A 16938-nucleotide genomic window follows, 5' to 3' on the forward strand; every position below is an offset into this window, starting at 1 on the left:
TCCTCGTCGAGAGGTCGGTCAGAGGTACGGGCGCTGTTTGCGTTTGACGTCGGCGTAGGTTTCGCGCGCCGCTCGGGTCGAGTCCAGGTCGGACACCTCGCTGACCGGCACGTCCCACCACGCCGATCCGGGCGGGTTGGGGCCGAGCAGGTCGGTTTCGACGTGCACGACGGTGGTCGTGGAGTTCGCCTTGGCCTGTTTCACCGCGGCCCGGAACTCGTCCACAGTGGACGCGCGGAGCACCGTCGCGCCGAGACTGGCGGCGTTGGCGGCGAGATCGACGGGCAGTACGCCGCCCTCGAGCAGGCCGTTGTCGGCACGGTACCGGTAGGAAGTGCCGAATCGTTGCGAGCCAAGGGATTCCGACAGCGACCCGATCGAGGCGAACCCGTGGTTCTGCACGAGCACGACGATCACCTTGAGCCCTTCGGCGACCATCGTGACGATTTCCTGCGCCATCATCAGGTACGAGCCGTCGCCGACGAGCACGACCACTTCCCGGTCGGGCGCGGCCATTTTCGCGCCGACGCCCGCCGCGACCTCGTAGCCCATGCACGAGTAGGCGTATTCGACGTGGTAGGCCTTCGGATCCCGGGCCCGCCAGAGCATCTGCAGGTCGCCCGGCATCGAGCCGGCGGCGTTGATGACCACGTCTCGGTCGTCCAGTTCGCTGTTGAGCGCGCCGAGGATCTCGGTCTGCGCGGGCAGCGGCTGGTGCCCGACGGCGAAGCAGTCGTCGGCGGTGCGGTTCCATTCGTCGGCCAGCAGCCGCGCCCGGGCCCGGTACGCATCGTCGACCTGCCATCCGGCGAGGGCTTCGTGCAGGGCGGTGATGCCGCGTTTCGCGTCCGCCAGCACCATTTCCGCGGAATGCTTCGCGGCGTCGAGGCGCGCGACGTTGAGGTTCACGAACTGCACGGCCGGATTGCCGAACACGGTGTGGGATGCGGTGGTGAAGTCGCTGTAGCGGGTGCCGATGCCGAGCACGACGTCGGCTTCCGCGGCGAGCGCGTTGGCGGCGGACGTGCCGGTGGAGCCGATGCCGCCGACCGCGCTCGGGTGGTCCCACGGGACCGCGCCCTTGCCCGCGTGCGTGTCGGCGACGGGAATCCCCGTGGCGGCGGCGAACGCGCGGAGTTCTTCCCAAGCCTCGGAGTACACGACGCCGCCGCCCGCGACGATCAGCGGGGCCTTCGCGGCGCGCAGCAGGTCCACGGCGCGGCCGAGTGCTTCCGGTTCGGGCACCGGGCGGTCGATGTGCCAGACGCGGCGGCGGAAGAACTCCTCGGGCCAGTCGTAGGCTTCGGCTTGGACGTCCTGCGGCAGCGCGAGCGTGACCGCGCCGGTCTCGACCGGGTCGGTCAGCACCCGCATGGCGGCGAGGGCGGCGGAGATCAGCTGTTCGGGCCGGGTGATCCGGTCGAAGTACTTCGACACCGGGCGGAACGCGTCGTTGACCGTGACGTCGCCGCCGCGGGTGTCCTCCAGCTGTTGCAGCACCGGATCGGGGCCGCGGGTGGCGAACATGTCGCTGGGCAGCAGCAGGACCGGGAGCCGGTTCGTGGTGGCGAGGGCGGCTCCGGTGATCATGTTCGTCGAGCCGGGGCCGGTGGACGCGGTGCAGGCGAAGGCCTGGAGCCGGTTGCGCATTTTCGCGAACGCGGTCGCGGCGTGGACCTGGCCCTGTTCGTTGCGTGCGAGGTAGTACGGCAGGTCGTCGGAGCCGGTGCGAGCCGCCTGCAGCAGCGCTTGGCCGATCCCGGCGACGTTGCCGTGCCCGAAGATCCCGAAGCAGCCCGGGATCAGCCGGCGTTCGACGCCGTCGCGCTCGGAGTACTGGTTGGCCAGGAACCGCACCAGGGCTTGCGCGGTGGTGAGCCTCATCGTGCGCCTCCGAACGGCAGCCGCGGGTCGACGTCTTGGGATTCCCAGGTTTGGCGGACCCACGCGTGCGCGGGGTCGTCGCAGATCAGCCACGCCCGTTCGGGTCCGGGTCCGGCCATCACGTTGAGGTAGTACAGGTCGTAGCCGGGCGCGGCCATCGACGGGCCGTGCCAGCCGTGCGGGATCAGCACGACGTCGCCGGTGCGGACCTCTTCCAGGACGTCGATCGGGCGGTCGGGAGTGCCGTAGACGCGCTGGTAGCCCATGCCACCGCCGGCGACCTCGAAGTAGTAGATCTCCTCGAGTTCGCTTTCGCCCTCGCGTGCCTCGTCGTGCTTGTGCGGCGGGTAGGACGACCAGTTCCCGCCCGGCGTGAGCACTTCGCAGACGAGCAGCTGGTCGGCGTCGAAGGTGTGCGGCAGGCAGTAGTTGTTGACCTGGCGGCTGCAGTTCCCCGCGCCGCGCAGTTCCGTCGGCACGCCGTCGGCGGGGCCGTACCGGGCGGGCAGCCGCTTCGAGGTCTTCGCCGAGGGCAGCGCGAACCTGCCTTGGCCGGTGATCGTCGCCTCGGCATCCCTGGGCAGGTAAGCGAAATCGGTGACCGCGTCGAACACGCCGGTGCGCCCGGCCAGCTCGAACGTCTCGCCGTCGACCGACACCGAGCAGCTGCCGGACAGCGGGAGCACGAGCGTTTCCGCGTCGCCGGTGGAGACGGTCTCGGCGCCGTCGAGTTCCAGCACGCGCAGGCCGGAGTAGCCCCATCCGGCCGATTCGGGGGTGATTTCGAGACTGAACCGGTTCACAGCAACCCCACCGCCGTATCGACCGCCTTCGCCACGTCGCCGTCGTGCGGATAGAGCAGCGACCGCCCGACCACCAGACCCTGCACCGTCGGCAGCGCGAGCGCCTGCTGCCAGGACGCGAACGCCGCGTCCGGATCCTTGACCTCGCCGCCGAGCAGCACCGCGGGCAGCGTCGAGGCCGCCAGCACCCGCTCCATCTCGGCCACCACCGGCAGCTTCAGCCAGGTGTAGGCCGACGAGCGGCCGAGCCCGGACGCGATGGTGATCGAGCGGATCACGGCGTCGGGGGAGAGGTCGTTCTTGATCCGGCCGTCGACCCATTCGGACAGGAACGGTTCGACCATCGCGACGAGTTTCCGGTCGGCGAGCGCGTCGATCGCCTTCGCGGTGTTCTCCAGGACGCTCGGCGTCGCCGGGTCGGAGAGGCAGATCCGGGTGAGCGTCTTGCCGCCGTCGAACCGCATGCGCGCGATGGTTTCCGCGTCGTAGCAGGCGAACCGGTCGTCGATCTCGAAGCTCGACCCGGCCAGCCCGGTGCGGTTCATCGACCCGATGACCGTCTTGCCGTCCAGCGCGCCGAGCAGGAGGAGGTCGTCGACGATGTCCGGGGTCGCGAGCACGCCGGTGACGCCCGGCCGTTCCAGCGCGAGGCACAGCCGCTCCAGCAGTTCGCCGCGATCGGCCATCGCCAGCGGATCGGAGCCGACCGCGTTCGCGCCCCGCGCGGGGTGGTCCGCGGCGATGATCATCGTGCGGCCCTTGTCGTTGAACGGCGACTTGGCCCGCACGCGCACGGCAGCGGCCTCGGCGATCGCTTCGGGATCGCGCACGCGTTTGGCGACGATCCGCTCGACCGTGTTCATTCGTTTCCTCCGAGCTTGCGCAGTACCTGGTCTTCGGTGGGCATGGCGTCCGAACAGGACAGTTGGCCCGCCACATGCGAGCCGGCCGCGTTCGCGAACCGCATCACCCGCGCGGTGTCCCAGCCGGACAGCAGCCCGTGCACCAGCGCGCCGCCGAACGCGTCGCCCGCGCCGAGACCGTTGACGACCTCCACCGGCACCGGCGGCACCTCGACCTCGCCGGTGTCGTCCACCGCGAGCACGCCCTTCGGGCCCTGCTTCACCACGGCGAGCGAGACCCCCTTGTCCCGCAACGCTTTCGCCGCCTCCCGAGGTTCGCGGACGGCGACCGCGGTGTCGCATTCGTCGAGGTTGCCGACCGCGACCGTGACGTGTTCGAGCGCCTTGCCGACCCATTCCCGGGCCTGCTCGCGCGAGTCCCAGAACATCGGCCGGTAGTCGAGGTCCAGCACCGTGATCCCCCTGCGACCACGGGCCTCCAGCGCCGCCAGCGTCGCCGAACGGCTCGGTTCCTGCGACAGCCCGGTCACCGTCACCCAGAACACCTTCGCCGCGCGGATCGCGTCGAAGTCGAGTTCATCGGCGGAAATGTCGAGATCGGGCGCTTTCGGGAAACGGTAGAAGTAGAGCGGGAAATCGTCCGGCGGGAAGATCTCGCAGAACGTCACCGGCGTCGGCAGTTGCGGCGACGTCCCGACGAACCGGTCGTCCACGCCGTATCCGGCGAGCGCGCGGTGCAGGAACCGGCCGAACGGATCGTCGCCGGTCTTGGTGATCACCGCCGAGGCCCGGCCGTACCGGGCGGCGGCGACCGCGACGTTGGTCGCGCTGCCGCCGAGATACTTGCCGAACGAGGTGACGTCTTCCAGCCCGACGCCGATCTGCTCGGGGTAGACGTCCACCCCGATCCGGCCCATCGTGACGAGGTCGAACCCCGTGGTCATCGTCGCGTCCTCCTGCCTGCCGCGGTGGCTCCGCCCTCTGACAGTGCAGGACCCTGAGGGACTTTGTCAAGACATATGGACATTAGGTCATCGGCACCTGAGTCGGTAGGCTCCCGAGGATGAACGCCAGTCCGGCTTGGGACCCCGCGCGCGAGATCGCGGTGGATCCGGCCAGCCCCGAACCGCTGTACTTCCAGGTCGCGCGCCAGCTGCACGCCGCGATCGAGGACGGCCGCCTGCCGGCGGGCGCGCGGCTGGCGAACGAACTGGACCTCGCGGCCGGGCTGCGGCTGTCCCGGCCCACGGTCCGCCAGGCCATCCAGTCGCTGGTCAACCAGGGGTTGCTGGTGCGCAAGCGCGGGGTCGGCACCCAGGTGGTGCGCACGAAGGTCACCCGCCCGCTGCGGCTGAGCAGCCTGTACGACGACCTCGCCGGGCTGGGCGGAACGCCGGAGACGACGGTGCTGTGCAACCGCGTGGAGGACGCCGACGCGGAGGCCGCCGGGCTGCTGGAAGCCCCGGGGCTGACGCGCGTGCGCCGGTTGAAGCGGATCCGCTCGACGGGCGGCGAACCGCTCGCGGTGATGAACAACTACCTCCCGGACGGCCTGATCGACCCGTCGGACGAGGACCTGCGGGAGAAGGGCCTGTATCAGCTGCTGCGCGGGACCGGGCTGCGCCTGCACTCCGCGCAGCAGAACATCGGCGCCCGCCTCGCGACCGCCGAGGACGCCGAACTCCTCGACGAGAAGCCGGGGGCCGCGTTGCTGACCATGCAGCGCACGACCTACGACGAGACGGGCCGGGTCGTCGAGTACGGATGGCATGTGTACCGGGCGTCGCGGTACTCGTTCAACCTCTCCCTGGCGAATTCCTGACGCGACTGTCCATTCCGGACAGTCCGGCGGCCGGGGGCGAAACCGGTCTTCGCGATACCCCTGGCGAGACAGCGGGATTCATCGCCAACGTGCATGAATCCGCGAAACTATCCACTTGACAAGTTCTGGGTCTGGCGCTGAAGGTTGTCGGCAATACCAGCGGCGCCGGCGCAGGCGCCGCCGAGCCGTTCCCGGCGGAGGCGCTCAATGTCGAACGCGCAAGTCCAGCACCAGACCGATCTCAAGCGGAACGCTTTCGGCGTTCCCGGAATCCTGTTCTTCGTCCTGTCGGCGCAAGCGCCGCTGACGAGCATCGTGGGCGCGGCCGCGCTCGCCGTGGCGCTCGGGGACGGGGCGGGCGCTCCCGGCGCCTATCTCGTCGTCGGCGTCGTGATCGTGCTGTTCGCGGTCGGGTTCACCACGATCACCCGACACGTGGACACCCGCGGCGGCTTTTTCGCCGTGATCAAGGCGGGGCTCGGCCGTCGCGCGGGCTCCGGCGGATCCGCGCTGGCCCTGTTGTCCTACAACGCGATCCAGATCGCGATGTACGGCCTGTTCGGGGCCAGCCTGTCCGGGTTGCTGTCCCGGCACGCGGGCATTTCCGTGCCGTGGTGGGCCTGCGTCGCGGGCGCGATCGCCGTCGTGTGGTTCCTCGGCTCGCGCAAGATCGAACTCGGCGCCCGTGTGCTCGCCGTGCTCGTTGCGTTCGAATTGCTGCTGTTGGCCGGGTTCGCCGTCGGCGTGGTCGTCACCAAGGGATGGTCCGCTTTGGACGTTCCCGCGAGCTTCGGCCCGAAAGCGGTGCTGGCCGGCGCGCCCGGAGTCGCCATCATGTTCGCGATCGCGTCGATGTTCGGATTCGAATCGACGGCGATCTACTCGGGCGAGGCGAAGGACCCGCGGCGCACCGTGCCTCGCGCGACCTACATCGCGGTCGTCCTGATCGCGGTGTTCCTCGCGTTCCTGACCTGGACGCTGGTCTGCTTCTACGGCGCGGGGCAGGCGCAGGAGGCGGCGCGGACGGCGCTGCAGACCGACCCCGCTTCCTTCGCGGTGACGCCGCTCAACAGCGTGCTGGGGGAGTGGGCGGGGACCGCGGCCGACGTGCTGCTCTCGACCTCGCTGTTCGCCGGGATCCTGTCCTTCCACAACATGATCACGCGCTATTTCCACACCATGGCGGGGCACAGCCTGTTCCCGCCGGTCCTGGAGCGCACCAACCGGCACCAGGCGCCGGCCGCGGCCTCGCTGGCGCAGTCGCTGCTGGCCGCGGTGGTGGTGCTGCCGTTCGCGGCGGCCGGGATGGACCCGGTCAACCAGCTGTTCAGCTGGCTGTCCGGGCTGGCCGTCGCGACACTCGTGGTGCTGTACACGCTCACCTCGGCGGCGGTCATCGGCTACTTCCGGCGCACCCGCGCCGAACGCAATCTCTGGACCACACTGCTCGCGCCGGTCCTCTCCGCCGTGCTGATGCTCGGAATCCTCAGCCAGGTGGTGCGGAACTTCGGAGTGCTCACCGGAGGCAGCGCGACGACCGTGTGGCTGCTGCTGGCAATCGTGCCCGTCGTGTTCGCCGCCGGGCTTCTGCGTTCGCCCCGGACCCTGCCGCGCGGCACCCCGGCCCCGGCCACCGAACCCGTCTGACTTCTTCCCTCTGACCAAGGAAAGGCTTATGTCCACCCAAACTTTGCCCGTGTCGCCGGTCGACGGCGGGAACGCCGCCCCGCATCCGCTGGCTGTGCTCTCCGCGGCCGAACTCGAAGCCGCGCGAAGGATTCTCGAGGAAGCCGGTCTCGTGTCCGCGACGACCCGGTTCTCCTACGTCCTGCTCCGCGAACCGGACAAGCAGGACGTCCTCGCCTGGGACGGGCGGACCCCGCTGCCGCGCGAGGTGTCGGTGCTGGTGACCGAACTGGAACCGCTCGGCCTCAGCACCGTGGTGGTGGACCTGACCGCGGGAGAGGTCGTCTCGCGGACGGTGCTCGACCCGGCCGAGGTGGGCTTCGGCCCGTGCCTGGACGAGGATTACGACCTGGTCGACGAGATCGTCAAGAGCGACGAGCAGTGGCTCGCCGCGGTCGCCAAGCGCGGCGTCGACGATGTCGGCAAGGTCCGGACGGTGCCGCTGTCGGCCGGGGTGTTCGGCTATCCCGACGAGGTCGGCGCCCGCGTGTACCGCGTGCTCTCCTTCCATCAGCCGCACCCCGGCGAACCGCCGTGGGCGCATCCGGTCGGCGGGGTGATCGCGCACGTCGACGTGAGCAACCGGCGGGTGCTGCGGGTCGTGGAGACGCACGTCGACCACGTGCCCGAGGAGTCCGGCGATTACTTGCACGACGCCGTCCGCGGCCCCCAGCGCACCGATCTCAAGCCGATTTCCATCACCCAGCCCGAAGGCGTCTCGTTCCAGTACGACGACGGCGTTCTGTCGTGGCAGAACTGGCAGCTGCGGCTCGGGTTCAACGGCCGCGAGGGGCTGACCCTGCACCAGGTGTCCTATGCCGACGGCGGCGTGCGGCGGCCGGTCGTCTACCGGGCCTCGGTCGCGGAGATGGTGGTCAACTACGGCGATCCCGGGCCCACGCACGGCTGGCAGAACTACTTCGACCTCGGCGAGTACCAGTTCGGGCGGCTCGCGAACTCGCTGGAGCTGGGCTGCGACTGTCTCGGCGAAATCACCTACGCCGACGCCGTCGTGGCCGACGACCACCTGCGCCCGCAGCTCATCCGCAACGCGATCTGCATCCACGAAGAGGACTTCGGCGTGCTGTGGAAGCACAACGACATCTTCACCGGCACCTCGCAGACGCGGCGGCAGCGCCGGCTCGTGGTGTCGTTCTTCGGCACCGTCGGCAACTACGACTACGGGTTCTACTGGTACTTCTACCTCGACGGCACCATCGAGTTCGAAGCCAAGGCCACCGGCATCCCGTTCCCGTCCGGGTACGACGGCTCGGACCCGCACTTCAGCGAACTCGCGCCCGGCCTCGGCGCCCCGGTGCACCAGCACCTGTTCTCGGTGCGCCTCGACCTGACCGTCGACGGGGTGCGCAACTGCGTGGACGAACTGGACGTCGCGCCGGTGCCGATGGGCGGGAACAACCCGTGGGGCAACGCGATCGGCCGCAAGCGCACCCGGCTGCGCACCGAACGCGAAGCCCGCCGGAAGGCGGCTAACCACCTCAACCGGGTGTGGGCGATCTCCAGCGCGGAGCGCACCAACCGGCTGGGCAAGCCGACCTCGTACGTGCTGCACCCGGAAGGCCAGCCGGCGCTGCTGGCCGACGAGAACTCCTCGATCGCCCGCCGGGCGGCATTCGCCCGCGAGCATCTGTGGGTGTCGCGGTACGACCGGGACCAGCTGTGGCCCTCGGGTTACACGGTGAACCAGAACCCGGGCAACGACGGGCTGACCGCCTACACCGCGCGGGACCGGCCGATCGACGGGGAGGACGTGGTGCTGTGGCACACCTTCGGCCTGACGCATTTCGTGCGCACCGAGGACTGGCCGATCATGCCGGTCGACTACGCCGGGTTCAAGCTCAAGCCGGACGGTTTCTTCGACCGCAACCCGACCCTCGACGTGCCTGACCTCAGCGGGAAATCCGGCTGCTGCGGCACGGCCGGTCATGCCGGGCCGTGAGCTGGCGCTGTGCCGCTGGCTCGCCGTGTTCGCGATGGCCGGTGCGCTCGCCCACGTCGCCGTCGCCGCGCACACGCCCGCTCTGACGGCGGTTTTCGCGGGCATGGCCGTGCTGTGCCTGCCGTGCGCGGCGCACCTGTGGCGCGGCGGCCGGTCCGCGCGGCGGCTGGTCGCGGGCAACGCAGCGGCCATGGTCGCGATCCATCTCGCGGTGGGGACCGGGCACCACTCCGGATCGGCGGCGCTCGCCGTCCTCACCGTCACCGAAGGCGGCATCGCCGCTGGCGCGTGGTACCTCGCGCGCCACTCGCAAAGGAGAACCGCATGACTGACACCGTGACCGCGCTGTTCCTGGACGGCGTCTGGACGAAGGGCGGTGCGCCGGGATTCACCACGCTCAACCCGGCGACGGAGGAACCCCTCGCGGAAATCGCCGCCGCCGACGAGGCCGACGTGGACCGCGCGGTGCGGGCCGCGACGCGGGCGTTGAAGGGAGAGTGGGCGGCGACCCCGCCGTCCCGGAAAGGCCTGCTGCTCTCCCGGCTGGCGGACCTGGTCGAGCAGGAGGCCGAGGGACTCGCGCGGCTGGAGTCGCTCGACATGGGCGCGCCGGCCGGGATCGCGCAGGGCATGTTCGTGCCGAATCTCGTGGCGTCGTTGCGGTACTACGCGGGCTGGGCGGACAAGATCACCGGCGAGTTCGTTCCCACCGACGGCTATTTCGGCGCGCCGACCCACTCCTACACCCGCCGCGAACCGGTCGGCGTGATCGCCGCGATCGTGCCGTGGAACTCGCCGCTCATGATCCTCGGCTGGAAGCTGGCTCCCGCGCTCGCCGCGGGCAACACGGTGATCGTGAAGCCGGCGGAGGACGCGTCGCTGTCCATCCTGCAGCTCGCGGAGCTGTCCGAACGGGCCGGTTTCCCGCCCGGCGTGATCCAGGTGCTGACCGGTCGGGGCTCGGTCACCGGCGAGGCGCTCGCGCGGCATCCGGGCGTGCACAAGGTCAGTTTCACCGGTTCCACCGGCGTCGGGCGGCGCATCCTGCGCAACTCCGCGGACACGTTCAAGCGGACGACCTTGGAGCTGGGCGGCAAATCCCCGCAGCTGGTGTTCGCCGACGCGGACCTGAACGCCGCGGTGGCCGGCCTCGCGGCGGGGATCTTCACCAACCAGGGCCAGGTCTGCGCCGCCGGGACGCGCATCCTCGTGCAGCGGCCCGTGCTGGACGCGGTGCTGGACGGACTGCGGGACGCCGCGGCGGCGCAGGTGCTCGGCGACCCGTTCGACCCGGCGACCACGATGGGCCCGCTGATCAACGGCGCCCAGCGCGAGCGGGTGCTCGGCTATGTCCACAAAGGACGAGGCGAGGGCGCGGCACTCGTCGCCGGGGGAAATTCCCCGGACGGGCCGGGCTTTTTCGTCGCGCCCACGGTCTTCTCCGGCACGAACGACCTGGCGATCGCGCGCGAGGAGATCTTCGGCCCGGTCGGCACGGTGATCCCGTTCGACGACGAGGCCGAAGCGGTCGCGATAGCCAACGACAGCGACTACGGGCTCGCGGCCACGGTGTGGACCCGCGACGTCGGGCGCGCGCACACCGTTTCGGCCGCGCTCGAAGCGGGCGCGGTCGGGGTGAACGGCTGGTCGCCGCTGGCCCCTCAGCTCCCGTGGGGCGGGCTGAAGGCGAGCGGGGTCGGCCGCGAACTGGGCTACGAGGGCATTCTCGCCAACACCGAGGCGAAAACCGTGACCATCGTACTGTGAAAGGGGAATCGATGACCGACGAGACCGTGGCGGCTTTGGTCCGCAGGGTCGAGGTGCTCGAAGCCGAGGCGGACATCCGGCGGCTGCAGGCGCGCTACATGTTCCTCTGCGACACGCCGAATCCCGAGTACGGCGTGGCTGACGACGCGAAGAGGATCGAGCTGATCCTTGAGCTTTACACCGAGGACGCGGTGTGGGAAGGCGTCGGCGAGTACTACGACGGCCAGTTCGGCCGCGCCGAGGGCAAACCGGCGATCCGCGAGCACTTCCAGCGGTTCTGGGGCGAGAAACAGGATCCGGCGCTGCTGCTGAACGCGCACTACCTGACTTCGGAGCAGATCCACGTGCACGGCGACACCGCCGACGGACAGTGGATCCACATGCAGCCGTGGCTGTTCTCGGACGGCAAGTCGTTGCTGCGCTCCAGCCGGCTCAACAACGCCTTCCGCAAGGAGCCGGACGGCTGGCGGATCACCCGGACCCGCACCGAAAACGTGTTCGTCGCCCCGCTGCCGGACCGGTTCGCGAGCGACTACCCGTCGACGTCGGTGCTGCTGAAGCCGTGACCGGCCCCTCCTGTCCGGTTCGCCGCGGATTACGCTGAGCCGAGGCAACCGGACGGGAAGGACGCGATGGCAGGGCTGGCATACGGTACGGGACGGCAAGCGCTGCTGGACGCCGCGGTACGGGTCGTGGCGGCGCAGGGCCTGCGCGGGCTGACCTACCGCTCGGTCGCCGCCGAAGCCGGCGTCACCCACGGTTCGGTCCGCTACCACTTCGGCGACTGGCGGACGCTGGTGGAAGAGGCGCTCGCACACTGCGTCGAGCGCAGCGTCCAGGGTGCGGAGCTGTCGTCGCAGGGCGAGGGCTTCGACGAGTTCGCCTCGGGTCTGGTCTCGCTCGTGACCGCCGATCCGGGGGCACAGGCCTTCCAATACGAACTGACCATGGAAGCCCGGCGCCGCCCCGAACTGCGCCCGGTCATGGAACGCGCCAACGACCTGTACCGCGACGCGGTGCGCCGCGAACTCGCCGCACACGGCCTCGACGACCCCGACCTGGCCGAACTGGTGTTCCTGGCCCTCGACGGGCTGGTGTTCCATTTGACGGCGTTCGGGGACACGTCGCGCGGCGAACGAGCGGCGGCGAAGCTGCGGGCGTTGCTGCGTGCGTATGCGGGGGCTGTGGCTGAGCGCAGCGTGGAGTAGCCGGGGCTGGCTTGACCATGCGTCAAACCAGCCCCGGCCGGACTGTTCCCGGTACCGGTCAGTCGCGCACGGCCAGTTCGCCGAGTTCGGACCAGCCTTCCTGGTCCACCTTCGCGTGCACGATGCGCGGCGTTTCGGCCAAATAAGGCGGAAGCTCGCGCTGCGCGGTCTTGAAGTGGGCCGAACCGACGTGGGCGGCGCCCGCGTCGTCGTCGCGGAATGCTTCCACCAGCACGTATTCGCTGGCGTCGGCGAGGCTGCGCGACCACTCGTACCAGAGGCAGCCAGGCTCGGCTCGCGTCGCTTCGGTGAACGCGCGGGAGATCTCGGGCCACGCGTCCGCGTGCTCCGGCTTCACCCGGAACTTGGCGGTGATGAAGATCATCGGTCTCCTCGGAGCGGTTTTCCGTTTCAGGGAACCAGGATCGCGCGTCCGCGGACGCGGCCGGCGGCCAGGTCGTCGAGCGCGTCCTGAAAGGACTCGAGCGGGTAGGTCGCGGTGTGCAGGCGCACGCGGTCCTGCGCGGCCAGCACCATCAGCTCGCACAGATCGGTGTAGGAGCCGACCAGGTTGCCGATGAAGTTGATCTCGGCGGAGATGATGTCGATCGTGGGCACGTCGATGTTTTCGCCGTAGCCCACCACGTGGTAGTCGCCCGCGCGGCGCAGCATCGCGACGCCGTCGCGGGTCGCGCCGCCCTCTCCGACGAAGTCGAGCACGGTTTCCGCGCCCTCGCCGCCGGTCAGTTCCCGCACCGCGGCGACGTGCCCGCCGTCGGCGACCACGCCGTGGTCCGCGCCGATCGATTCGGCCAGCTTCACCGCGTCCTCGTTGCGGTCGACCACGATCAGCTCGGCGGCGGTGAGCGCCTTGAGCACCTGGATGCCGATGTGCCCGAGCCCGCCGGCGCCGATCACCACGCACCGGTCGCCCGGGCGCAGCCGCCGCGCTGCCTTGGCCGCCGCGTGGTACGCGGTCAGCCCGGCGTCGGCGAGCGCGGCGACATCGGCCGGTTCCAGCGAATCGTCGAGCTTCACCACGCTGCGCGCGGAGGTCTTGAGGTACTCGGCGTAGCCGCCCGCGGTGTCGATGCCGGGGAATTGGCTGGCCGCGCAGTGCACGTCGTCGCCGGCCCGGCAGGCGCGGCACAGGCCGCAGGTGATCAGCGGGTGCACGATCACCTTGTCGCCCTCGGCGACGTTGGTGACCGCACTGCCCACCGCGTGCACCCAGCCCGCGTTTTCGTGGCCGATCGTGTAGGGGAGCGCGACGCCGGACTTCTCCGCCCACTGCCCTTCGAGGATGTGGATGTCGGTGCGGCACACGCCGGCGCCGCCGATCCGCACGACGACGTCGTACGGGCCGGCGACCTCGGGGACGGGTACGTCGGCGAGCCGAAGTTGCTGGTCGTAACCGACGACCTGGACTGCTTTCACGATGCTCGGGCCTCCTCGGGCGAGCCGGGCCGCGGCGCCTGGTCGGCCGCGGATTCGGGATAACGGGTGCGGAGCAGGCCGCGGCAGAAGTGCGCGTTGCCGTCGATCGAAATCCGGACCGACCGCGCGAACCGCAGCCGCAGCGGCACTTCCTCCTTCGGATACGGCCGGCCGAGGTCGTCGACGAGCACCGGCTGGTCCGGCGTGACCGCGAGACCGAGCGCTTCCCGGCGGCGCAGGAGCGCGGCGGTGACCCGGTCGTCAGGCAGGTCGCCGAGCGTCACGTCGTGCAGCGCCTCTTCGCTCAGGTCGCCGTCCGCGCGCAGCAGCGCGGTGAGCGCCCGTTCCATGGCCGCGGTGTGCGCCTTGCGCCGGAACGTCGCCCGCAGCTGCTCGAGGTCTTGTTCCGCCTCGTCGCCGAACGTGCCGCGATAGCCGGCATCGGCGGCGAGGCCGCGGTTGATCAGGTCCGAATCGTGGTGGTCGTCCAGCAGCACCTCGACCCGGCCCGCCTCGGGCAGCGCGGTCAGCACGTCCTTCGCGTCCGATGCCATCAGGTACGCGAAATTGGGCGAACAGAACGAAGTCGGCAGCCGCAGGTGCACGGTCAGCGTTCCGTCGCGGGCTTCGAGCGAACGGACGAAGCCGAGATCGGTGATCGGTTCGTCCAGTTCGGGGTCGAAGACGGCGGACAGCGCGTCGCGGGCGCGCTCTTCCAGTGCGGGCATCAGCCGACCGCCACCGCGTCGGGGGTCGCCTCGGCCGGATCGTCGGCGACGCGCAGTTCGGCCGGGACCTCGATGTCGTACATCGCCGCCGCGTTGAGCCCGAGGATCTTCTTCTTGACCTCGGTGGTGAGCGGCGGGTACTCGGTCATGTCCGCCGGGATCTGGAAGTCGACGAATTTCTCCACCAGCCACTTCGGCGTCCAGATCGCGTAGTCGCTGGAGAACTGGATCCGGTTCTCGTCCAGCCAGTACAGCAGCTCCCCGATGATCTGCGCGAAATACCGCGGCCGGGTGTGGATGAACGGCATCGCGACGGCGAGCCCGGCGTGCACGTTCGGCTCCTGCGTGGCGATCCAGCAGAAGTCCTCCAGCCGGGGGAGCCCGCAGTGCTCGATGACGAAGTTCAGCTCGGTGAAGTCGGTGGCGACCTTGTCCACGTCGGCGACGTCGAACGCGTCGCGGTCCAGCGGCCGGATCGTCGGGCCCTTGTGGATGTGGATGTTCTTGACGCCCAGCTCCTGGGCCGCCTCCAGGTAGCGGTAGCTCCACTTGTCGTCGAGCTTCCAGCCGCGCGAATCGCCGAACCATTCGGCGGTGTAGAGCTTGGCGCCCTTGAGCCCGAACCGTTTCGCGTCCTCGCGCAACTGCTTGAGCCCGTCCTCGCCGAACCGGGGGTCCCAGCAGTGGTTGTAGGTGAGCTTGTCCGGATGCCGCTGGGCCAGCGCGAACGCTTCCTCGGTCTGCCCGAAGCCGTTCGTGTAGAACGCGGGCAGCAGGGCAGGCTGGAAGATCGCGTGGTCGACGTAGCCGTCGGCGAACAGGTCCTTCATCAGCCGGTCGCCGCCCTGGTAGAGGTAGTCCTCGTAGGGCCAGACCTCGGACTCCGGGCTGAGGTTGCGGTGGTAGTCGTAGAAGCAGTCGATGAACTGCTTGCCGTGGATGTTGCGCTGGTTGCCCGGCCGGGCGTCCCAGAGCGCGACGTGCGCGTCCAGGATGTAGTAGCTCTCCCCGTCCTTGGTGTACATCGGTTTCCTCTCCCGTCGTGACCTCATCGGCACGTCCGGACTCGGACGGTAGGGATCCCGGCGCAGGTCAGGCAGGGCCGCGCTGTCTCAGTTTGAGACAGCGGCCGCACTGCGGAGCGCCCGCGCGCGGGTAGCCTCGATCCCGTCCGACGCAGTGGCGCGTCTCCCGGGAGGCCGATATGGCGCACAGCCCGCGCGAATCGGGGCCGCTCGCGCCGCGAGGTTCGACCGCACCGCGGTTGCGCGCCTCGTGGCAGCGCAGCGAGCGTTACGGGGTGCCCGGCGACGAGGTCACCCCGGTGTTCAGCGGTGCGGTGGACACCGAATCGTTGCTGTACGACTGCGGCAACGAAGTGCTCGAGGGGTTGCACGCGACGCTCGCGAACGAGCCGATCAGCCTCATGCTCACCGACGCCGAGGGCCTGGTGCTCAGCCGGATGTGCGGGGACATGGGGATCACGCGGTCGCTCGACCGGGTCCACCTGGCGCCGGGGTTCTACTTCGCGGAGAGCAATGCCGGCACGAATGGACTGGGGCTAGCGCTCGCCGACCGCGTGCCGTCCTTGGTGCGCGCGGGGGAGCACTACTGCACCAGTCTGCGCGGCTACACGTGCGCCGCGGTCCCGGTGCTGGAGCCGATCAGCGGTGCGCTGGCGGGCAGCGTGAACCTCACGACCTGGTCGGAGCAGTCGTCGGAGCTGCTTCTCGCGCTCGCGCAGACCGCGGCCGGGCACACCAGCGCGCTGATGCTGGCGCGCGCGTCCGGTCGCCAGTCGCGTCCGGCGCCGCGCGGCGAGGTGTACCGGATGTATGCCGACCGGCTCGATCCGCCGCGGCTGTCGGCGACCTGGCAGCACGCGGTCTCCGAAGCCTCGGCTGCCATGCGCTGGGGACGGACGGTCCTCGTGACGGGCGAGCCGGGTGCGGGCAAGACCGCGCTGGCGGCGCTCGCGCGCCGGGAGCTGCACTCGCGCGAACGGCTGCTCAACGCCCGCGCGCCCGCCCCGGAGGACGTGCAGACGTGGCTCACGGTGTGGGAGCCCGAGCTGGGCAAGGACGACACCTGCGTGATCGTGGCCGGCGTCGACGCATTGCCGGCGTGGGCGGCGAGCGAACTGGCTGCCCGGTTCGCGGCGCTGCGCGAGCGCGGCAGTGCCGCGTCGTTCGTGCTCACCGCCGCCTCCGCCGAGGTCCCGGCCGCGCTCCTGCCGCTGGTGGACACCGTGGTCGAGGCGCCCTCGCTGCGCTTCCGGCCGGACGATGTGCTGCCCTTGGCACACCACTTCGCCCACCAGTCGCGGGGGCGGGCCGTCGCGTTCACGCCCTCGGCGGCGCGCGCACTGTGCGCCTACGACTGGCCGGAGAACGTCAAACAACTCCGGCGGGTGGTCCAGGCCGCCGCCGCCCGCTCGGAGACGATCGACAGCAGGCACCTGCCCGCGGAAATCTTCACGAACGCCGGGCACCGGCTCAACCGCCTGCAGGCACTCGAACGCGACGAAATCGTCCGATGCCTCGCGCAGCAAGGGGCGACAGTGGTTGCCGCGGCTGAGGAACTCGGCATGGCCCGGGCCACGCTCTACCGCAAAATGGCCCAGTACGGCATCGACCAGCGCCAGTTTCGCTCGTGACGCGGACAGTCGCGCCGTAGCGACGTTCAGTGGGACCGGCCGGGTGTCTCAAAGTGAGACGGCAGGTCCCGCCGCTCCGCTTGCCGCCTTCCTACGATCGGGCCATCGGCCGGTCGAAGGACAT

General features: G+C 70.2%; 16 protein-coding genes. 8 read left to right on the forward strand and 8 right to left on the reverse strand.

Annotation, left to right across the window (positions count from 1 at the left end):
• Window positions 1-18 precede the first annotated feature (18 nt).
• From iolD to iolC, 4 genes are read right to left on the reverse strand one after another with little or no spacing between them, the layout of a single operon-like run.
• A complete protein-coding gene (gene iolD, locus WA670_RS21895) occupies window positions 19-1884 on the reverse strand; it encodes a 3D-(3,5/4)-trihydroxycyclohexane-1,2-dione acylhydrolase (decyclizing) (RefSeq protein WP_336158702.1) in 1866 nt (621 codons plus the stop codon).
• Window positions 1881-2687 (reverse strand): 5-deoxy-glucuronate isomerase, encoded by an 807-nt coding sequence (iolB, locus tag WA670_RS21900; protein ID WP_238606710.1) that lies wholly within the window; start codon window positions 2685-2687, stop codon window positions 1881-1883. Before iolB ends, iolD begins: the two co-directional genes overlap by 4 nt.
• Complete coding sequence (locus WA670_RS21905; protein WP_043827556.1) at window positions 2684-3550, reverse strand: Cgl0159 family (beta/alpha)8-fold protein; 867 nt, start codon at window positions 3548-3550, stop codon at window positions 2684-2686. The genes iolB and WA670_RS21905 overlap by 4 nt, the downstream gene beginning before the upstream one ends.
• Complete coding sequence (iolC, locus tag WA670_RS21910) at window positions 3547-4494, reverse strand: 5-dehydro-2-deoxygluconokinase (protein ID WP_336158703.1); 948 nt, start codon at window positions 4492-4494, stop codon at window positions 3547-3549. Before iolC ends, WA670_RS21905 begins: the two co-directional genes overlap by 4 nt.
• A gap of 119 nt (window positions 4495-4613) precedes the next feature.
• On the opposite strand from iolC, the gene WA670_RS21915 reads away from it, so the two are divergent.
• The 7 genes from WA670_RS21915 to WA670_RS21945 all read left to right on the forward strand — a co-directional run bounded on the left by WA670_RS21915 (window position 4614) and on the right by WA670_RS21945 (window position 11993).
• Window positions 4614-5372 carry a GntR family transcriptional regulator gene (locus WA670_RS21915; RefSeq protein ID WP_238606708.1) on the forward strand — a complete coding sequence of 253 codons (759 nt, stop codon included), beginning with the start codon at window positions 4614-4616 and terminating at the stop codon, window positions 5370-5372.
• A gap of 207 nt (window positions 5373-5579) precedes the next feature.
• The gene (locus tag WA670_RS21920; protein ID WP_336158704.1) at window positions 5580-7019 is read left to right on the forward strand and encodes an APC family permease; all 1440 of its coding nucleotides are present in this window, start codon (window positions 5580-5582) and stop codon (window positions 7017-7019) included.
• A 28-nt stretch (window positions 7020-7047) separates the two neighbouring features.
• Window positions 7048-9018: a primary-amine oxidase gene (locus tag WA670_RS21925; protein ID WP_336158705.1), complete on the forward strand. Its 1971-nt coding sequence runs from the start codon at window positions 7048-7050 to the stop codon at window positions 9016-9018.
• The gene (locus WA670_RS21930; protein ID WP_037814454.1) at window positions 9005-9346 is read left to right on the forward strand and encodes a hypothetical protein; all 342 of its coding nucleotides are present in this window, start codon (window positions 9005-9007) and stop codon (window positions 9344-9346) included. The genes WA670_RS21925 and WA670_RS21930 overlap by 14 nt, the downstream gene beginning before the upstream one ends.
• On the forward strand, window positions 9343-10785 hold the full coding sequence (locus WA670_RS21935; protein ID WP_238606705.1) for an aldehyde dehydrogenase family protein: 1443 nt from the start codon (window positions 9343-9345) through the stop codon (window positions 10783-10785). The genes WA670_RS21930 and WA670_RS21935 overlap by 4 nt, the downstream gene beginning before the upstream one ends.
• A gap of 11 nt (window positions 10786-10796) precedes the next feature.
• Window positions 10797-11351: a nuclear transport factor 2 family protein gene (locus tag WA670_RS21940; protein WP_238606704.1), complete on the forward strand. Its 555-nt coding sequence runs from the start codon at window positions 10797-10799 to the stop codon at window positions 11349-11351.
• Between the two features lie 66 nt (window positions 11352-11417).
• Window positions 11418-11993 (forward strand): TetR/AcrR family transcriptional regulator, encoded by a 576-nt coding sequence (locus WA670_RS21945; RefSeq protein WP_037814450.1) that lies wholly within the window; start codon window positions 11418-11420, stop codon window positions 11991-11993.
• A gap of 58 nt (window positions 11994-12051) precedes the next feature.
• Here WA670_RS21945 and WA670_RS21950 read toward each other — a convergent pair whose 3' ends face one another.
• From WA670_RS21950 to WA670_RS21965, 4 genes are read right to left on the reverse strand one after another with little or no spacing between them, the layout of a single operon-like run.
• A complete protein-coding gene (locus tag WA670_RS21950) occupies window positions 12052-12378 on the reverse strand; it encodes a putative quinol monooxygenase (protein WP_134731619.1) in 327 nt (108 codons plus the stop codon).
• 26 nt (window positions 12379-12404) lie between these two features.
• Window positions 12405-13430, reverse strand: a complete 1026-nt coding sequence (locus WA670_RS21955; protein WP_134666038.1) for an NAD(P)-dependent alcohol dehydrogenase — start codon at window positions 13428-13430, stop codon at window positions 12405-12407.
• Window positions 13427-14158, reverse strand: a complete 732-nt coding sequence (locus tag WA670_RS21960; RefSeq protein WP_336158706.1) for an iron-sulfur cluster assembly protein — start codon at window positions 14156-14158, stop codon at window positions 13427-13429. Before WA670_RS21960 ends, WA670_RS21955 begins: the two co-directional genes overlap by 4 nt.
• On the reverse strand, window positions 14158-15183 hold the full coding sequence (locus WA670_RS21965; RefSeq protein WP_134666042.1) for an amidohydrolase family protein: 1026 nt from the start codon (window positions 15181-15183) through the stop codon (window positions 14158-14160). Before WA670_RS21965 ends, WA670_RS21960 begins: the two co-directional genes overlap by 1 nt.
• 179 nt (window positions 15184-15362) lie before the next feature.
• On the opposite strand from WA670_RS21965, the gene WA670_RS21970 reads away from it, so the two are divergent.
• Window positions 15363-16814, forward strand: coding sequence for a helix-turn-helix domain-containing protein (locus WA670_RS21970; protein ID WP_051171511.1), 1452 nt, complete (start codon window positions 15363-15365; stop codon window positions 16812-16814).
• Window positions 16815-16938 lie beyond the last annotated feature (124 nt).

It is taken from the genome of Amycolatopsis sp. VC5-11 (genome assembly GCF_037034185.1).
GTDB classification, from domain to species: domain Bacteria; phylum Actinomycetota; class Actinomycetes; order Mycobacteriales; family Pseudonocardiaceae; genus Amycolatopsis; species Amycolatopsis nivea.